The organism is Acidaminococcus fermentans DSM 20731 (assembly GCF_000025305.1).
Lineage (GTDB): Bacteria > Bacillota > Negativicutes > Acidaminococcales > Acidaminococcaceae > Acidaminococcus > Acidaminococcus fermentans.
Window position 1 is genome coordinate 2,064,674 of sequence record NC_013740.1, and the last position, 17,819, is coordinate 2,082,492.

Sequence of the window (17,819 nt, forward strand, 5' to 3'; positions counted from 1 at the left end):
CTCAGTGCAGCAATCGTGTTATACTAGTTTTAGTTTAACACTTCTATTATAAGAAAAAAACAGCGTTCGGGGAGTATAGTTTTTTTATATACACCTGTGAATCGGGGGATTTTATGAAACGCATTGCCATTATCGACGTGGGCTCCAACTCAGCCCGCCTGGTCATCATGGAAGTCCATACGTCCCATGCCTGCAACCTGGTCTATAACCAGAAGGACCCGCTGCGGCTGGCACTCAAGACGGACCGGAAAGGCTATCTGACGGAAGAAGCCTTTGCCGCCACCACCAACTGCCTGAAGAATTTCGCCTCCATGTGCCGGATTTTCCATGTGGACGAGACCATTGCGGTGGCCACCGCCGCCATCCGGAACGCTCCAAACGGGGCCAAGCTGGCCAAAGCCGCTTCCCAGGCTTCCGGCATCAATCTGGAAATCATCTCCGGGAAAACGGAAGCCTATCTCAGCTATCTGGGTGTCATCAACACCATCGCCGTCAATGACGCAGTGATCTTCGACCTGGGAGGTGCCTCCACGGAAGTGATCCTGGTCCGGGACCGGAAACTGGTGGAAAGCGTCAGCCTGCCCATCGGCTGCGTAAACCTGACCAAGAACTTCAAACTGAACAACATGGCGGATCCGGCTGCTCTGAACAAAATGCGCCGGGCCATCAACGACCAGATGCAGAAGGCGCCCTGGATCGCCGGCTGCGGCCTGCCTCTCATCGGAGTAGGAGGCACCGCCCGTTCCGTTGGGAAGATCGAGCAGAAACGGACCAAATACTTTACGTCCAAGCTCCACAATTACCAGTTCGCCGTCCAGGACTTCAAGGAATGGTACAAGACCCTGCCGGGCACCACCCTGGCCACCCGGCGCCGGATCCCCGGCCTGTCCAACGACCGGGCGGACGTGATCATTGCCGGTTCCTCCATCATCAAGGCCCTGGCGGACCGGAGCAAAGCCCGGAAACTGATTGTCTCCGGCTGCGGGCTCCGGGAAGGCCTGTTCTCCCAATATCTCCACGAACACACGGACCGGCCTCTGATTGTCCCGGATATCCTGGCAACGGCCCGGGAAAACATGATCCACCTCTATTCCCCTGATGAAGAACACTGCCGGCTGGTGGCCCGGTATGCTCTTCAGCTGTTCCAGGGCTGGCAGTCCCTCCACAAACTGGAAGCAGCCCGGTGGGAACCCTTGCTGGAAACCGCCGCCCTGCTCCATGATACAGGGATCACCATCAACTACTACAATCACACCCGGCACAGCGGGTACCTGATCGAAAACGGGAAGCTGTTCGGGCTGAACCACCTGGATGTGGTGTACACCGCCATCCTGGCCGCCTGGCATCATGGAGTGAACCGGGGCTACCTGCGGAACCGTCCCTACCGGAAGCTGATCCCGGAAGCGGATATGAAACGGCTGAGCAACGGGGCCCTGCTCCTGGCTCTGGCAGAATGCCTGGATTACACCCAGACCGGAGCCATCCAGTCCATCGAGCCTGCCATCCTGGGAGGCAGTGCCGTACTGACCATCACTGCCAGCCGGACTCCCTCCGTGGAACTCCAGCAGCTCCATACCCTGACCAAGTGGTTCCGGAAGAACATGGGCTGTCCCCTGACCGTTGTGGTAAAAGAAATCGGATAAAAAAGAGCTGTGAAAAAATGATGTCTCATTTTTTCACAGCTCTTTTTGTTCAAAATCAATTTTGCAAATTGCTTTTGAACAAAATAAACCGTAGGGGACGCAGGCCCGGCGCCCCGCACAACACATGGACAACCGCTGATTTGACGGGCAGCCGGGCCTGCTGCCCCTACGGGAGTGATTGATACAACTGTTGCCGTTGTTCAAAGCCAGTTTTACTGGCTTCCTTTGGCCGTTGACAGCTGACCAGGGGGGGATTTTTCACTCCCCCTATTTTTGATGCTCATGGATCACATCCAGGAAATTGGCGAAATCCAGTGTCCTTTTCTTCAGCAGCACATCCACCCGCAGCTTCAGCAGGGGATGCTGGCTCATTTCCCTTGCCTTCACCAGGGCCAGCCGCATCCGGGGTGACCAGTTCTTATCCGGCCAGCTGTCCAGCACGCTGAGAGCCTCATTCCTGCAGGAATCATAAATGGATGTCAGGGCCTCTTCCAGAAGGTCCTCCCCTTCCCCCGGGTGCTCTCCCAGAGCCTGGAGCAGGGGCTCCATGACATATTCCTCCTGCAGGTATTCGTCCGCGTGTTCCCGGGCGAACTTCATCACCCGGTTGAACCGCCGTTTGTCATCGGTGTCCAGCAGGAAACCGTACAGTTCCGTCCGTTTGGGATCTTTTTTCAGCAGGTCCCACAGTTCCCGATGGATATCCAGGTCCAGGGCATAGGCCATCTGGACCACCAGCAGGTTCACCTGCCCGTCTTCTTCCAGCAGGTTGGCCTTGATCCTGGGCAGCCAGTCCTGGGAGAACACCAGGGCTTCCATATCGCTGATCAGGATATGGCACTGGTTCATGGTGAGATAATCCCAGCATTCATCCTCCACCATGGTCCGGATTCCTCCCACCATGTTGATGAGAGCCGCCCCGTCTGTCAGGTCCGTATGGTATTCCCGGGCGTGTTTCAGCAACTTCTTCATTACCGAGAACAGGTCGATGACCGGCAGCTTGCCGTCCTCCGGTGCCTCCAGCTGCTGGAATCCCAGCAGAAACGCCAGATAGTTCAGCAGGATATGGCAGATGCCCTGGAACTGGATATGTTCCAGATGGGGTTCATCCAGCAGGGCCGGGATATTCACCCGGGAAAAGACCATCAGGGATACCGCCGGATAGTCAATGGTCAGTTCGCAGCCGTGGATCACCAGCCAGGCCTGGTCTTCCGGAGCGGAAAAATCATAAGCCTGCATGGCGCAGAGTTTGCCCCAGCCAGAGGTGTGCTGGAGCATGTCCCACAGGTCTTTCTGTTCCAGCTGATGGCTCAGTTCCAGGGCATAGATCACGAAACTGGTGAATTCCTCGCACCGGGCCAGGAGCAGGAGATCCCGTTTCAGCTGCCAGTTCACCGACAAGTCCTGCTCATTGAGCATGTACAGCCCGCAGATCACAATGGCCAGCTTCACCGTTTCCCGGCTGGAAGCCTCGTACATCCATTCCCGGGCCAGTTCCCACAACGGCTGGGGAATTCGTTCTTCACTGAGGGCATCCACCAGTGGTTCATAATAAAGGATACAGGGGGTGGAAGAGATCCCCATGTACAGCATGGTGGCGTTTTCCGGGGTAGGGTCTTCCGCATAGGCCCGGAGCACCTGATAAATCTGGTTCCCCACAGCTCCCACTGCTTCCTCCCCCTGGCTGTTGCTGGCCAGATAGGCGTCCGCCGCCCCGGGCTGCAGCAGTACATCACTGTCCCCGGTCACCACTGCCCGGTCCTCCAGGGTGCCCCGGATAAAAAAGCCGTCCTTGTCCAGGTTGCTTTTGACATAATCAAAGATACTTTTTCCCTGTTTCCAGGGTTTCGTGCGTGTTTCCATTTTTCTCATCCTGTTTCTAAAAATTGTAGCATTCTGCAGAGAGTCCATTATATCATAGAAAAAGGGCTGTTGCACGTTTTGTGCAGCAGCCCTTTTGGGCATTTGAAGCATTTTGCGGACTACCCGGATGGACGGGCGGCTCTGGCGACAGCCCCCTACAACCACCATGAAAGCCCCGGCGGCCGGCCCTCTAGGCTTCCGGCTCCTGGCCTTGTTCCACTTGTGCCGTTTCCGGAACAGCGGTGGTTTCCACCGTCTCCGGTTCTGCCTGCTCCATAGTCCCGTGGAGGATGGCCATGAATTCATCCCCGGTGATGGTTTCCTTCTTCAGCAGATACTGGGCCAGCTCGTCCATTTTTTCCCGATGGGCTTCCAGGATCTCCCGGGCCTCCTTGTGGGCTTTCTTCACCAGGTCGAACACCGCCCCATCGATCCGGGCTGCCGTTTCCGGCGCACAGGACAGGGAGGTATCCCCGCTCAGATAGGCATTGTTCACTGTTTCCAGGGCGACCATGTCAAATTCCTCCGTCATGCCGAACCGGGTGATCATGGCCCGTGCCAGCTTGGTGGCCTGTTCGATGTCGTTGGAGGCACCGCTGGTCACCAGGTTGAACACCACTTCTTCTGCAGACCGTCCCCCGGTCAGGGTAACGATCTTGTTGTACAGTTCTTCCCGGCTCATGAGCACCTTTTCCTGGGTGTCCACCTGCATGGTGTAGCCCAGAGCCCCGGAAGTCCGGGGGATGATGGTGATCTTGTGGACCGGAGCCGAATCCTTCTGGCAGGCCGCCACCAGGGCATGGCCGATTTCGTGGTAGGCAATGACCTTCTTTTCTTCCGGAGAAATCACTGCGCCCTTTCTCTGGGCCCCGGCAATGACCACTTCCACGCTTTCTTCCAGGTCTTCCTGGATCACTTCCGACCGGCCCATCCGCACGGCCCGCAAAGCGGCTTCGTTGACGATGTTGGCCAGTTCTGCCCCGGAGGCACCGCTGGTGGCCAGGGCGATGGTATGGAAATCCACCTGAGGATCCATCTTCACATCATGGGAATGGACCTTCAGGATGGCTTCCCGACCCTGGAGATCCGGCAGTTCCACCGGTACCCGCCGGTCAAACCGGCCCGGCCGGAGCAGCGCCTTGTCCAGGACTTCCGGACGGTTGGTGGCGGCCAGGATGATGACCCCCTTGCTGCCGTCGAACCCGTCCATTTCAGAAAGCAGCTGGTTCAGGGTCTGCTCCCGTTCGTCGTTGCTGCCAAAGGCACCGTTGTCCCGCTTCTTGCCGATGGCATCGATTTCATCGATGAACACGATGCAGGGCGCTTTTTCCTGAGCCTGTTTGAACAGATCCCGGACCCGGGCAGCCCCCATGCCCACGAACATTTCAATGAATTCGGAACCGGAGATGGAGAAGAAGGGCACCTTGGCTTCCCCGGCTACAGCCTTGGCCAGCAGGGTTTTCCCGGTGCCGGGAGGCCCCACCAGCAGCACGCCCTTGGGCATCACCGCACCAATGGCCTTGTATCTGGCCGGGTTGTGCAGATAATTGACGATTTCCTGAAGGGCTTCCTTGGCTTCATCCTGACCGGCCACATCCTTGAAGGTCTTGCCGGTCTGGGCGGCAATGTACACTTTGGCATTGCTCTTGCCGAAGCTCATCATGTTGCCTCCGCCCAGCTTGGGCCCAAGATAGCGCATGATCAGCTGGCCGATCACCATGAACAGCAGGAAGGGCAGGATCCAGTTGTTGAAGAAACTCATAATGGGAGATTCCTGTTTGGGGATGACCTGGGAAAATTCCACTTTGGCCTTCACCAGACGGCTGACCAGTTCCGGATCATCCACCCGTCCGGTCACATAGATCTGTTCCTTGCCTTCCTGGTTGCACAGGAGAGCAATCCGGTCCTTGGTGATTTCCACCTTGGTGGCCTTCCCCTCATCCACCATGCTCAGGAAATTGGTATAGCTGACTTCATGGACTTTCGGCTGAAAGAACATGGGGCTGATGATCGTATTGATAACCAGGATCAGCAAAATGGCTGCAATATAATACAGTCGGACACGCTTGGACTGTTTGTCGGGATTCTTGTCATCCATAGTAGTTCATCCTTTCTGCAGGGATTCTGCATGCTTTCCTATGATTATAGCACAAACCATTGTGAAAAATAACAGAAATCGGTTTTCCGTTTGATACTCTGACTGTTTTGTATCATTGTCCGTAATTCACAGACATTTTCGTCTTTTTGGCTATCTTTTTTATTTGCTTTTTGTTAAAATAGTCATAGTATTCAGTCCGTTGTGCTTTTCATTTCTACCCAATTCACACCCTGTTTGTTATCCAAAAGGAGGCACCATCCATGACCAACCCGACCCAGAAGAAAAATCCCCAGGAAATCGGAGGTTTCCTGAAAGGAGTGGAAATCATCGGCAACAAACTGCCCCACCCTGCGATCCTTTTCTTCATCCTCTCCCTCATCGTCATCGTTGTTTCCCACATTGCCGCATCCCAGGGCATGACCGTCACCTATTTCGACGCCCGGGCCAAAGCGGAAGTCACCAAAAAAGCCGTTTCCCTGCTGAACGGGGACGGTCTCCGGTACATGTTCGATTCCGCCACCAAAAACTATACCGGATTCGCTCCCCTGGGCACCGTACTGGTGGCCATGCTGGGGGTGGGTGTGGCCGAATGGTCCGGCCTGTTCAACACTTCCCTGAAAAAACTCCTGATGAACGCCAATCCCCGGTTCCTGACCCCCATTGTGGTGTTTGCCGGGGTCATGTCCAACATAGCTTCTGATGCCGGCTATGTAATCGTGGTACCCATCGGGGCCATGATCTTCGCCATGGCCGGACGGCATCCTCTGGCCGGCATGGCCGCCGCCTTTGCCGGAGTATCCGGCGGTTTCTCCGCCAACCTGCTGATCGGCACCACTGACCCTCTGCTCACCGGGATTACCAACCAGGCCCTGATTGCCGCCGGCATCGACATGGTCCTGGATCCCACCTGCAACTGGTACTTCCTGGCCGTGTCCACCATCCTGCTGACCGTTGTGGGAACCTTTGTCACCGACAGGATCGTGGAGAAGAACCTGGGCACCTACACCGGGGTCTACAAACCGGACAACCAGCCGGTGACTCCCCTGGAAAACAAAGCCCTGGGCCAGGCCACCCTGGCTCTGCTGGCTTATGTGGTCCTGATGGCCTTCCTCATGTTCCCGGAAAACGCCGTCTTCCGGACTCTGGAAAAAGCCACCGGGGAATATACCCTGAAGGCCTTCATGCACAACGGACTGATTCCCGCCATCCTGCTCCTGTTCCTGATCCCCGGCCTGGTGTACGGAAAAATCGTGGGAAAAATCAACAACTCCCATGATCTGGTCACCGCCATGACCGCCGCCATGAAATCCCTGGGCGGCTACATGGTCCTGGCCTTCTTTGCCTCTCAGTTCATTGCCTATTTTGGAAAAACCAATCTGGGGATCATCGTTTCCTTCAAAGGAGCCGATGCCCTGGAAGCCGCCGGCCTCACCGGACTGCCACTGATCATCCTGTTCATCTTCCTGTCCGCCTTCCTGAACCTGTTCATGGGATCCGCCTCTGCCAAATGGGCCATTATGGCGCCCATCTTCGTGCCCATGATGTACCGGCTGGGCCTGTCCCCCGCCCTTACCCAAGTAGCCTACCGGATCGGGGATTCTTCCACCAACATCATCACCCCTCTCATGAGCTATTTCGCCATGATCGTGGTGTTCATGCAGAAATACAAGGAAGATGCCGGTCTGGGGACCCTGATCTCCATGATGCTCCCTTATTCCATCACCTTCCTGATCTCCTGGAGCATCCTCATGGGCATCTGGATCCTGCTGGGCCTGCCCATCGGCCCGGGAGCCGGACTGTTCCTGTAATAAAAACCGCATAACGGACGTAAAAGAGGGGCTGTTGCTGTGGCAACAGCCCCTCTTTGTCAGCTGTCAGCTGTCAACTGCCGAATGAAATCAATACGGGCTGCCCGGCGTGCAGCCCCTACGGGTCCGAGTGACCGTTGACCAATGACATACACAAAAACGCCTGCATCTTTCGATGCAGGCGTTCTCTCTTAACCGGCAGCTCCCTATCCTCCCGGACCGTTTCCAGTCGAGTACTTTCGGCGTATAAGGGCTTAACTGCTGTGTTCGGCATGGGAACAGGTGGATCCCCTTAGCTATCGCCACCGGATTTTCAATTGAAGGCATGAGCCCTCAAAACTTCATGAAGAGACATATACGTTCTTTCGGACGTAACGTTACGAGCTTCTTTCGCTCACTTACTCTCTTATTTCGTATGCCTCAGCCGCTTCGCGGTAGAGGATACTCACGGATGCTCCTTTTCGTCGCATCCTTCTGAGTAAGTTCGCTGGCACGATTCTTTGCTGCGCTTCCGCTTGCAAACAATCGGCGACTCACTTAAGTCAAGCCCTCGACATATTAGTACAGGTCAGCTTAACATATTGCTACGCTTCCACACCCTGCCTATCAACCTGGTAATCTTCCAGGTGTCTTACCAGCTTACGCTGTGAGAGATCTCATCTTAAGGATGGTTTCACGCTTAGATGCTTTCAGCGTTTATCCGTTCCGGACGTAGCTACCCAACTGTACCCCTGGCGGGATAATTGGTACACCAGCGGTCCGTCCACTCCGGTCCTCTCGTACTAGGAGCAGCCCCCTTCAAATCTCTTGCGCCCGCGATGGATAGGGACCGAACTGTCTCACGACGTTCTGAACCCAGCTCACGTACCACTTTAATGGGCGAACAGCCCAGCCCTTGGGACCGACTTCAGCCCCAGGATGTGATGAGCCGACATCGAGGTGCCAAACCTCCCCGTCGATATGGACTCTTGGGAGAGATTAGCCTGTTATCCCCAGGGTAGCTTTTATCCGTTGAGCGATGGCCCTTCCACTTGGATGCCACCGGATCACTAAGCCCTACTTTCGTACCTGCTCGCCGTGTTTGGCTCGCAGTCAAGCTCCCTTCTGCCTTTACACTCCGCGCGCGGTTTCCGTCCGCGCTGAGGGAACCTTTGGGCGCCTCCGTTACTCTTTGGGAGGCGACCGCCCCAGTCAAACTGCCCGCCTAACACTGTCCCGGCGATCGTTACTCGCTCGGTTAGAATCCCGATAATTGAAGGGTGGTATCCCAACGTCGGCTCCGGCAATCCCAGAGGACTGCCTTCCATGCCTCCCACCTATCCTGTGCATCAAGTATCAGAACCCAATATTAGGTTACAGTAAAGCTCCATGGGGTCTTTCTGTCCAGTCGCGGGTAACCTGCATCTTCACAGGTATTTCAATTTCACCGGGTCCCTCGTTGAGACAGTGCCCAAATCGTTACACCTTTCGTGCGGGTCGGAACTTACCCGACAAGGAATTTCGCTACCTTAGGACCGTTATAGTTACGGCCGCCGTTCACTGGGGCTTCAGTCGAATGCTTTGGGTCGAACCCGGACATCCTTCTTTAACCTTCCAGCACTGGGCAGGTGTCAGCACCTATACTTCAGATTTCTCTTTCGCAGGCACCTGTGTTTCTGGTTAACAGTCGCTTGGGCCTCTTCTCTGCGACCACACCGGGCTCCGGGAGCTAGTCCCTTCACCTTTGTGGCTACCCTTATCCCGAAGTTACGGGTACATTTTGCCGAGTTCCTTAACGAGGGTTCTCCCGCGCACCTTAGGATTCTCTCCCCGCATACCTGTGTCGGTTTACGGTACGGGCGGCAGCTTTCTCACTAGAAGCTTTTCTCGGCAGCGTAGGCTCAATCCCTTCGGGAACAAGTTCCCTCCGCATCACGCCTCAGCCTCAGTTACCGGATTTGCCTGGTAACCAGCCTGCACGCTTGCACACGATCTACCAATCTCGTGCGGACCTGCCTTCCTGCGTCACTCCTTCGTTCAAACGATCACTGCCGGTACTGGAATATCAACCAGTTGTCCATCTCCTACGCTCTTTGCCTCGGATTAGGTCCCGACTTACCCTGAGACGACGATCGTTGCTCAGGAATCCTTATGCTTTCGGTGGAATGGATTCTCACCATTCTTTTCGCTACTCATGCCAACATTCTCACTTCCCACCAGTCCACCGTCCCTTCCAGGACGACTTCAACCCGATGGGAACGCTCCTCTACCACGCATACCTACGTATGCATCCATAGCTTCGGTTCCATACTTTAGCCCCGGGAATCTTCGGCGCAGGGCCTCTCGACCAGTGAGCTATTACGCACTCTTTAAATGGTGGCTGCTTCTGAGCCAACATCCTGGTTGTTTATGAGACCCCACATCCTTTTCCACTTAGTATGGCATTGGGGACCTTAGCTGATGGTCTGGGCTGTTTCCCTTTTGACAACGGGACTTATCTCTCGTAGTCTGACTCCCAGGCTCTGCAGCATAACCATTCGTAGTTTGACAGGGTTCGGTAACCATTACAGTCCCTATCCCGATCAGTGCTCTACCGCCTATGCTTACTGCCTGAGGCTAGCCCTAAAGCTATTTCGAGGAGAACCAGCTATCTCTGCGTTCGATTGGAATTTCACCGCTACCCACGATTCATCCGAAAGTTTTTCAACACTCACCGGTTCGGTCCTCCACACGATTTTACCCGTGCTTCAACCTGATCATGGGTAGATCACTACAGTTTCGGGTCTACGAACACCAACTCTTCGCCCTTTTCAGACTCGGTTTCCCTACGGCTCCGCATTTTCTGCTTAACCTCGCTGGCGCCCGTAACTCGTTGGCTCATTCTTCAATAGGCACGCCGTCGCTTGCGCTCCGACTGCTTGTAGACATACGGTTTCAGGTTCTCTTTCACTCCGCTCCCGCGGTTCTTTTCACCTTTCCCTCACGGTACTATGCGCTATCGGTCACTAAGAAGTGTTTAGCCTTGGAGGGTGGTCCCCCCGACTTCCCGCAAAATTCCTCGTGCTTCGCGGTACTCTGGATACTGGCCACTCATTCAATCTTTAATCTACCCGGCTCTCACGGTCTGTGGCTCACCTTTCCAGGTGATTCGACTAGATTGGACTTCGCTTATGCCAGTCCGTAACCCCAGGGAGCCGAAGCTCTCTGGTTTAGGCTCTGCCCTCTTCGCTCGCCGCTACTGTGGGCATCTCGTTTGATTTCTCTTCCTCCGGCTACTTAGATGTTTCAGTTCACCGGGTTCCCTTCCCGAAGGATACCATCCCATGACGGATGGTGGGTTCCCCCATTCGGACATCTACGGATCAAAGCCTGCTTGCGGCTCCCCGTAGCTTTTCGCAGCTTACCACGTCCTTCATCGGCTCTTAGTGCCAAGGCATTCACCGTATGCCCTTAGTAGCTTGACTTAAAATTGCTTCGATAAATTGTCTGCTCCTTTGTCGCTCGTCGTTCGCCACCCTCGACATACTGGAGTATAGTCTCCGGTGGCTCTCTTTCTCGCTTCGCGGATCAGAGCAATTTCTCTTCGCAATTTTCCGGATTCTAAATTGCTTTAAAATCCCGGTTCTCATTACTAAGGAACTTACGTTCCCTGGTATTCTCGTTACTCGTTTCTAAATTCGCATTTAGATCAGAGGTGCTTATCTGATCATCACATCAGATAAGACTTTGTTTTGTCTCTTCTATGAAGTTTTCAAGGTTCATGTGGTGGAGACGAGGAGAATCGAACTCCTGACCCCCTGCTTGCAAGGCAGGTGCTCTCCCAGCTGAGCTACGCCCCCGCTATATTTCAGCTGTTCAGAAGAACAGATGAAAACTATTTCAACAATCCATTTCAATTCAAAAATTGGTGGGCCTAAGAGGACTCGGACCTCTGACCTCACGCTTATCAGGCGTGCGCTCTAACCAGCTGAGCTATAGGCCCATGGATTGCCTGAGGGTAAAACCCTCAAAACCAAATATTGTTTTGACAGATGTGCGTCGACGAGAATAGAAGTGAGTCCTTGGACTCCTTCGGTTCTCCATAGAAAGGAGGTGATCCAGCCGCTCGTTCTCGAACGGCTACCTTGTTACGACTTCACCCCAATCATCGGCCCCACCTTAGACAGCTGACTCCTAAAAGGTTATCTCACCGGCTTCGGGTGTTACCAACTTTCGTGGTGTGACGGGCGGTGTGTACAAGGCCCGGGAACGTATTCACCGCAGTATGCTGACCTGCGATTACTAGCGATTCCAACTTCACGCAGGCGGGTTGCAGCCTGCGATCCGAACTGGGGTCGGGTTTCTGGGATTGGCTCCGCCTCGCGGCTTCGCTGCCCTTTGTTGCCGACCATTGTAGTACGTGTGTAGCCCAAGACATAAGGGGCATGATGACTTGACGTCATCCCCGCCTTCCTCCAGGTTATCCCTGGCAGTCTCCTATGAGTCCCCACCATTACGTGCTGGTAACATAGGATAAGGGTTGCGCTCGTTGCGGGACTTAACCCAACATCTCACGACACGAGCTGACGACAGCCATGCACCACCTGTTTTCGTGCTTCCGAAGAAGGGGACCCATCTCTGGGTCTTTCACTCAATGTCAAGCCTTGGTAAGGTTCTTCGCGTTGCGTCGAATTAAACCACATACTCCACCGCTTGTGCGGGCCCCCGTCAATTCCTTTGAGTTTCAATCTTGCGATCGTAGTCCCCAGGCGGGGTACTTATTGCGTTAACTCCGGCACAGAAGGGGTCGATACCTCCTACACCTAGTACCCATCGTTTACGGCCAGGACTACCGGGGTATCTAATCCCGTTTGCTACCCTGGCTTTCGCATCTCAGCGTCAGACACAGTCCAGAAAGGCGCCTTCGCCACTGGTGTTCCTCCCAATATCTACGCATTTCACCGCTACACTGGGAATTCCCCTTTCCTCTCCTGCACTCAAGACTTCCAGTATCCAACGCCATACGGGGTTAAGCCCCGCATTTTCACGTCGGACTTAAAAGCCCGCCTACATGCTCTTTACGCCCAATAATTCCGGACAACGCTTGCCACCTACGTATTACCGCGGCTGCTGGCACGTAGTTAGCCGTGGCTTCCTCGTCAGGTACCGTCAACACCAAAATGTATTATAGATCGGTGCTTTCGTCCCTGACAACAGAGTTTTACAACCCGAAGGCCTTCATCACTCACGCGGCGTTGCTCCGTCAGACTTTCGTCCATTGCGGAAGATTCCCCACTGCTGCCTCCCGTAGGAGTTTGGGCCGTGTCTCAGTCCCAATGTGGCCGTTCATCCTCTCAGACCGGCTACTGATCATCGCCTAGGTGAGCCGTTACCTCACCTACTAGCTAATCAGACGCAGGCCCATCTTCTGGCGATAGCTTACAAGTAGAGGCCATCTTTCATCCTCTCTCCATGCGGAAAGAGGATCTCATTCGGTATTAGCATCCCTTTCGGAATGTTGTCCCCAACCAGAGGGCAGGTTGCCTACGCGTTACTCACCCGTTCGCCACTAAGAACATTCCGAAGAAAGTTCTCCGTTCGACTTGCATGTGTTAAGCACGCCGCCAGCGTTCGTCCTGAGCCAGGATCAAACTCTCCAAAACAGGTATTTTGAAGAGCCGCTTGGCTCTTGAAAAACTAGCTTTGATTTTTTAACCTGGTTGTCATCCAGGTGACTCGATCTCATCACTAAAAGTGACTTGACCCGCACATCTGTCAACAATATTCAGTTTTCAGGGTTCCAACCTCGCTGTTTGTAACAGCTCATTTATATTAACAAATCATTTGGAATTTGTCAACAACTTTTTTCTTTGTTCTCAATTCCTCTGACTTGTCTGCTTCCTCAAAGAGAAAGCTTGTATATAATATCAAACCTTCTCATTTCTGTCAACAGTTTTTTTCAGCCAATCGGCCAATTTGGCATGGGGACCGGCCAGCGGGACCTTTTCCCACTCTTCCGGGCTGAACCAGGACCACTCTCCCCCCGGGACTTCCGCTCTTTCCATCACATAGGCAGTCATGTTCCAGATCTGATGGGTAAACACATGGCGATGCTGCCACACGGCAGGACCAGCTTCCGTTTCCAGCAGTTTTACCAGGCTGCTCCGGGCCTTTTCTGCCCCAGGCTCCAGTACCATGGGAAATTCCCACATGGAGGCCAGCATCCCTTTGGCCGGCCGCTTGTGGAACAGATACCGACCCTCCCGGACCACCAGTCCGCAGGCCGCAGCCAGTTCCTTCTGCGGAGCCTTGGGCTTTTTAACGGGAAGGGTTTCTGTCTTCCCCTCTTTCCAGGCCTGACAGAAAGCGGTCAGGGGACAGGCTTCACACCGGGGATGCCGGGGGATGCACACTTCCGCTCCCAGATCCATCAGGGCTTCGTTGAAATCTCCCGGCCGGTCCCCGGGAATGGCTTCTTCCGCCAGGGCCGTGATGGTTTTCTTCCCTTGGGTCCCGGAAATGTCCTCTTCCACCCCGTACAGCCGGGACAGCACCCGGAGCAGATTCCCGTCCACCGCCGGGATCTTCTCTCCAAAGGCCATGGAAAGGATGGCGCCCACCGTATAGGCCCCGATGCCCGCCAGACTCCCCAGAGCCTTCCGTTCCCGGGGAAGCTGACCACCCCATTCCGCCATCACCTGCCGGGCCGCCTTGTGGAGATTCCGGGCCCGGCTGTAATAGCCCAGGCCCTGCCAGGCCCGGAGTACCTGTTCTTCCGGGGCCTGGGCCAGATCCCGGATGGTGGGAAACTGTTCCATCCACCGCTGGAAATATCCTTTTACCGTTTCGGTCCGGGTCTGCTGGAGCATGATTTCCGACACCCATACATGGTAGGGATTCCGGGGATGCTCCTCCCGCCAGGGCAGCGCCCGCCGACTGCCGTCGAACCAGGCCAGCAGGGTTTCCGGCCAGTCATTTCTTTTCATCCAGATGGACCTCCTGAAAAATTGATTGGATCACATGATCCCCGTCCGGAGCAAAGAGGATGGTCCCCCGGAGCTGTTTCCCCGCCAGCAGCTGGGGCAGCCAGATCCGGTCGGCCTCCCACATTTCCTCATAAGGCAGCTGGTCCAGAGAGAACCACCGGGGTTCCATTTCTTCCGACAGATGGGGCTCGCCCTGCCATTTCCGGACAAAATACACCATGCCCCCGTGGGACCAGCGGCCATCAGAAGGCTGATCGAAATACAGGTCCGCCGCCAGATCCAGATCTTCCGGCCGGACGGTGATGCCGCTTTCTTCCCGGAGCTCCCGGGCGGCACACTGGCGCATGGTCTCTCCCGGTTCGATCTTGCCCCCGAACCCGTTCCATTTTCCCACGCCCATACCCCGGCGCTTCCGCCCCAGCAGCACCCGGCCGGCACCATCCAGCAGGTACACCAGCGATGTATCCCTCATTTTCTGAGCACCGCTTCCACCAGGGCCTTCAGGAACCGGAACCGGGGCTCCAGGCTGCTGATCACCCCATATTCCGTCACTGCATGGCCGTTGCCGCCCACAGGGCCCAGTCCATCCAGGGTGGGAATGCCCAGGGCGGAGGTAAAGTTGCCGTCGCTGCCCCCGCCGGCGGCCTGCCACTGGAAGGACACCCCTTCTTTCCGGCCCACTTCTTCCGCCAGACGGCAGAAAGCCAGCGTCTTTTCAGAAGGCATCATGGGCGGCCGGGCCACCCCTCCTTCCACCCGGACCTTCACCCGGGGATCGAAGGGATGGGCTTCCAGCTCCCGGATGGCCCGGTCGATCCGATCTCCTTCGCTGTTTTTTTCAATCCGCACATCGATGACGCACCGGCACTGGGCCGGCACCACATTGGCAGCAGTGCCTCCCTGGACCAGACCGATGTTCACCGTGGTCCCGGCTGCCCGGTCTGCCAGAGGAATGATTTTTTCTCCCCAGCGGATGAATTCGTTGATGGCGCTGGCCCCCTTGTCCGGATTCACCCCGGCATGGGAGGCGATGCCTTCAAAGGTCAGGGTGTACTTGCAGATTCCCTTCCGCTGGTTCACCAAATCCCCGTTGGGCCGGGCGCTTTCCATGATCAGGGCATGGGCGGCCTTCCGGGCTTCCCGTTCAATCACCGGCCGGGAGTACCGGGAGCTGATTTCCTCATCCGGGTTGAACAGCAGGCAGAGGTTCCCCTGGAGGTTTTTCCGGCTGACGGCTTCCGCCAGATACACCATGAACAGGTCTCCGCATTTCATGTCCGCGGAACCGGGGCCTTTGTAATGGTCCCCTTCGATGGAAAAGGGACGGTCCTTCACGGTCCCCATGGGGAACACCGTATCCATGTGGCCCAGGAGGATCACGTCATAATGGTCCGGATTTCCCCACACGGCCTTCAGGCAGGGCCCCACCTGGTCCCCCACGGAAATCAGTTCTGTCTGCCAGCCGGCCCCATCAAGCCGCCGGCGGATCCAGTCCGCCACCCGGGCCGTGCCTTCCGGACAGGTGCTGAAACTGTCCATGTTCACCAGGGTTTCCAGATCTTTCAAATAGTCCTTCACAGCAAAAGTCATGTCCAATTCCTCCTTCTGCCGGTCCGACGCCGGACCATATCGGTTCTATTATACAGGAAAAAAGAAAGGACTGCACGCTGGGTACAGTCCCTTCCGGATTTTTTTACCGTTTCACCATTTTCGCCGCATCCGTCAGGAAATCCGCCTGCCGGGCCAGGGCTTCTTCCGCCTGGGTCAGTGTCACCGGTTGGAAGTAAATGGTCTGACCGGGCTTCATCTGGGCCAGACGGGACAGATCCGCCTGGATTACCTGGCCGATCTTGGCGTAGCCCCCGGTGGTCTGCCGGTCCGCCATCAGGATGATGGGATTCCCGTCCGCCGGCACCTGGATGGATCCGAAGGTCACCGGTTCAGAAATCATCTCCAGGCTGCTGTCCTTATAGGGCAGCGGTGTCCCGCTGAGCCGGTACCCCATCCGGTCTGACTGGGCCGTAATGGTGTAGCCGCTGCGGAAAAAGGCATGGAGGGTGGCATTGGAGAACCAGTCTGCCTGGAGTCCCTGGGTCACCCGGATGGGTTCCCCGGCAAACAGGCTTTCCGTCCCCACGGACCAGCCCAGGGTACTGAAGGGCTTGCCCCCCAGTCCGGCCAGGGCTGCCGCCAGTTTTTCCTGTTCCGCCGTCAGGTCCCCCGTTTCCAGTTCCGTGCCGTCCGCCAGGGGAGCGCCTCCCACCCCGCCGATTTTGGCCCGGAGATAGGTACTCTTGCTGTTCATCACTTCCGGCACTGCAAAGCCCCCAGCCACCGTCAGATAGCCCCGGGCGCCTTTTGCCGCAAAACCGAAGGACAGGGCACTGTCTTCCTTCACATACACCGCCCGGTTGAGAGGCACGGGTTTGCCCCCCAGTTTGGCTCCCAGGTCCGCCCCGGTCAGGGCAAAAACCAGGCCAGCCGGCAGTTTCAGGAAAGGCCCGCTCATGGTCATTTCCAGGGCCCCTTCGCTTTCTTTGTTGCCCACCAGGATATTTCCCAGCTTCAGGCTGAACAGGTCCATGGCCCCACTGACCAGGACCCCGTACTTCTGGAATCCGTACCGCCCCGTATCCTGCAGCGTGGTGAGAGGGCCGCCTTTTTTCACGATGATCTTCATTTTTGGGCACCTTCCTTCTCTTTCGCTGCCAGTTCCTTATATTCTTCCGGAGTGATGCTGACAAATTCCAGACGGTCCCCGGCCTGGAGCAGGCTGGGGTGTTCCAGATCCCAGGGCCGGAACAGGGCCAGGGGCGTCCGGCCGATCAGCTGCCAGCCTCCGGGGGTTTCCAGAGGGTAGGCCCCGGTCTGGGACCCGGCAATACCTACGGATCCGGCCGGGATCACCAGCCGGGGAGTTTTCTTCCGAGGGGTGGCGATTTCCGGCGGCAGTCCTCCCACATAGGGGAAGCCCGGAGCAAATCCGATCATGTACACCAGATAATCCCCGCCGGTGTGGATTTTCACCACTTCTTCCGGGGTCAGGTGATGATACTCCGCCACTTCTTCCAGATCCGGTCCGTATTCACCTCCGTAGCACACCGGGATCCGGATCTTGTCCCGTTCCGCTTCCGCAGTGAACCGGATCCCTTCCAGCAGGGTCTTTACCCGGGCCGCCGCTTCCCGATATCCTTTGGACAGCCAGTGATCTTCCGGCAGGGAAGATTCCCGGGCCAGCACCAGGGGATCGTAGAACACCGTCACCCCGGTATAGGAAGCTTCAAATTCCAGGAGTCCCGGAAACGGATGCTGTTCCAGTTCTGTAACCAGTGCCCGGGCGCAGCGCAGGATCTCCGGATCGATGGTACTGCCGAAAGAGACCATCAGGGCTCCTTCTCCCACCGGACGGATCTGGGCTGCCTGTAAATATTCTGCAGCTTTTTCCATGGTCATTCCACCTTTT

At 56.1% G+C, this 17,819-nt stretch carries 9 protein-coding genes, 2 tRNA genes and 3 rRNA genes; 2 read left to right on the plus strand and 12 right to left on the minus strand.

Annotated elements, in window-relative coordinates; all coding sequences use genetic code 11:
• Window positions 1-113: 113 nt before the first annotated feature.
• On the plus strand, window positions 114-1,643 hold the full coding sequence (locus ACFER_RS09510; protein WP_012939197.1) for a Ppx/GppA phosphatase family protein: 1,530 nt from the start codon (window positions 114-116) through the stop codon (window positions 1,641-1,643).
• A gap of 267 nt (window positions 1,644-1,910) precedes the next feature.
• Here the strand turns inward: ACFER_RS09510 and ACFER_RS09515 are convergent, their stop codons facing one another.
• The gene (locus ACFER_RS09515; protein ID WP_012939198.1) at window positions 1,911-3,506 is read right to left on the minus strand and encodes a hypothetical protein; all 1,596 of its coding nucleotides are present in this window, start codon (window positions 3,504-3,506) and stop codon (window positions 1,911-1,913) included.
• 190 nt (window positions 3,507-3,696) lie between these two features.
• Complete coding sequence (gene ftsH, locus ACFER_RS09520; protein ID WP_012939199.1) at window positions 3,697-5,604, minus strand: ATP-dependent zinc metalloprotease FtsH; 1,908 nt, start codon at window positions 5,602-5,604, stop codon at window positions 3,697-3,699.
• A gap of 260 nt (window positions 5,605-5,864) precedes the next feature.
• Between ftsH and ACFER_RS09525 the strand changes: the two genes are divergently transcribed.
• Window positions 5,865-7,412 (plus strand): AbgT family transporter, encoded by a 1,548-nt coding sequence (locus ACFER_RS09525; RefSeq protein WP_012939200.1) that lies wholly within the window; start codon window positions 5,865-5,867, stop codon window positions 7,410-7,412.
• Window positions 7,413-7,605: 193 nt separating this feature from the next.
• Here the strand turns inward: ACFER_RS09525 and rrf are convergent.
• From rrf to pxpB, 10 genes are all read right to left on the minus strand, one after another.
• Window positions 7,606-7,722: ribosomal RNA gene (gene rrf / locus ACFER_RS09530) — 5S ribosomal RNA — on the minus strand.
• 228 nt (window positions 7,723-7,950) lie between these two features.
• Window positions 7,951-10,855, minus strand: a 23S ribosomal RNA gene (locus tag ACFER_RS09535).
• 299 nt (window positions 10,856-11,154) lie between these two features.
• Window positions 11,155-11,230 (minus strand) — tRNA-Ala (locus ACFER_RS09540).
• A 66-nt stretch (window positions 11,231-11,296) separates the two neighbouring features.
• A tRNA-Ile gene (locus ACFER_RS09545) sits at window positions 11,297-11,373 on the minus strand.
• Window positions 11,374-11,476: 103 nt separating this feature from the next.
• Window positions 11,477-13,033: ribosomal RNA gene (locus tag ACFER_RS09550) — 16S ribosomal RNA — on the minus strand.
• The 16S, 23S and 5S rRNA genes sit together here with 2 tRNA genes alongside, the layout of an rRNA operon.
• Window positions 13,034-13,297: 264 nt before the next feature.
• Entirely contained in the window at window positions 13,298-14,356 is a 1,059-nt protein-coding gene (gene mutY / locus ACFER_RS09555; protein WP_012939201.1) for an A/G-specific adenine glycosylase, read from the minus strand.
• Window positions 14,343-14,828: an 8-oxo-dGTP diphosphatase gene (locus ACFER_RS09560; protein WP_012939202.1), complete on the minus strand. Its 486-nt coding sequence runs from the start codon at window positions 14,826-14,828 to the stop codon at window positions 14,343-14,345. Before ACFER_RS09560 ends, mutY begins: the two co-directional genes overlap by 14 nt.
• Entirely contained in the window at window positions 14,825-15,946 is a 1,122-nt protein-coding gene (locus ACFER_RS09565; protein ID WP_012939203.1) for a M20 family metallopeptidase, read from the minus strand. The genes ACFER_RS09560 and ACFER_RS09565 overlap by 4 nt, the downstream gene beginning before the upstream one ends.
• Before the next feature lie 103 nt (window positions 15,947-16,049).
• The gene (locus tag ACFER_RS09570; protein ID WP_012939204.1) at window positions 16,050-17,036 is read right to left on the minus strand and encodes a 5-oxoprolinase subunit C family protein; all 987 of its coding nucleotides are present in this window, start codon (window positions 17,034-17,036) and stop codon (window positions 16,050-16,052) included.
• On the minus strand, window positions 17,033-17,803 hold the full coding sequence (gene pxpB / locus ACFER_RS09575; RefSeq protein WP_012939205.1) for a 5-oxoprolinase subunit PxpB: 771 nt from the start codon (window positions 17,801-17,803) through the stop codon (window positions 17,033-17,035). Before pxpB ends, ACFER_RS09570 begins: the two co-directional genes overlap by 4 nt.
• Between the last annotated feature and the right edge of the window lie 16 nt (window positions 17,804-17,819).

Bases quoted from the DNA above. Each gene is read 5' to 3' on its own strand.
- ftsH (WP_012939199.1), bottom strand. From the start codon at position 5,604: ATGGATGACAAGAATCCCGACAAACAGTCCAAGCGTGTCCGACTGTAT.
- pxpB (WP_012939205.1), bottom strand. From the start codon at position 17,803: ATGGAAAAAGCTGCAGAATATTTACAGGCAGCCCAGATCCGTCCGGTG.
- ACFER_RS09565 (WP_012939203.1), bottom strand. From the start codon at position 15,946: ATGACTTTTGCTGTGAAGGACTATTTGAAAGATCTGGAAACCCTGGTG.
- ACFER_RS09510 (WP_012939197.1), top strand. From the start codon at position 114: ATGAAACGCATTGCCATTATCGACGTGGGCTCCAACTCAGCCCGCCTG.
- ACFER_RS09570 (WP_012939204.1), bottom strand. From the start codon at position 17,036: ATGAAGATCATCGTGAAAAAAGGCGGCCCTCTCACCACGCTGCAGGAT.
- ACFER_RS09560 (WP_012939202.1), bottom strand. From the start codon at position 14,828: ATGAGGGATACATCGCTGGTGTACCTGCTGGATGGTGCCGGCCGGGTG.
- mutY (WP_012939201.1), bottom strand. From the start codon at position 14,356: ATGAAAAGAAATGACTGGCCGGAAACCCTGCTGGCCTGGTTCGACGGC.
- ACFER_RS09525 (WP_012939200.1), top strand. From the start codon at position 5,865: ATGACCAACCCGACCCAGAAGAAAAATCCCCAGGAAATCGGAGGTTTC.
- ACFER_RS09515 (WP_012939198.1), bottom strand. From the start codon at position 3,506: ATGGAAACACGCACGAAACCCTGGAAACAGGGAAAAAGTATCTTTGAT.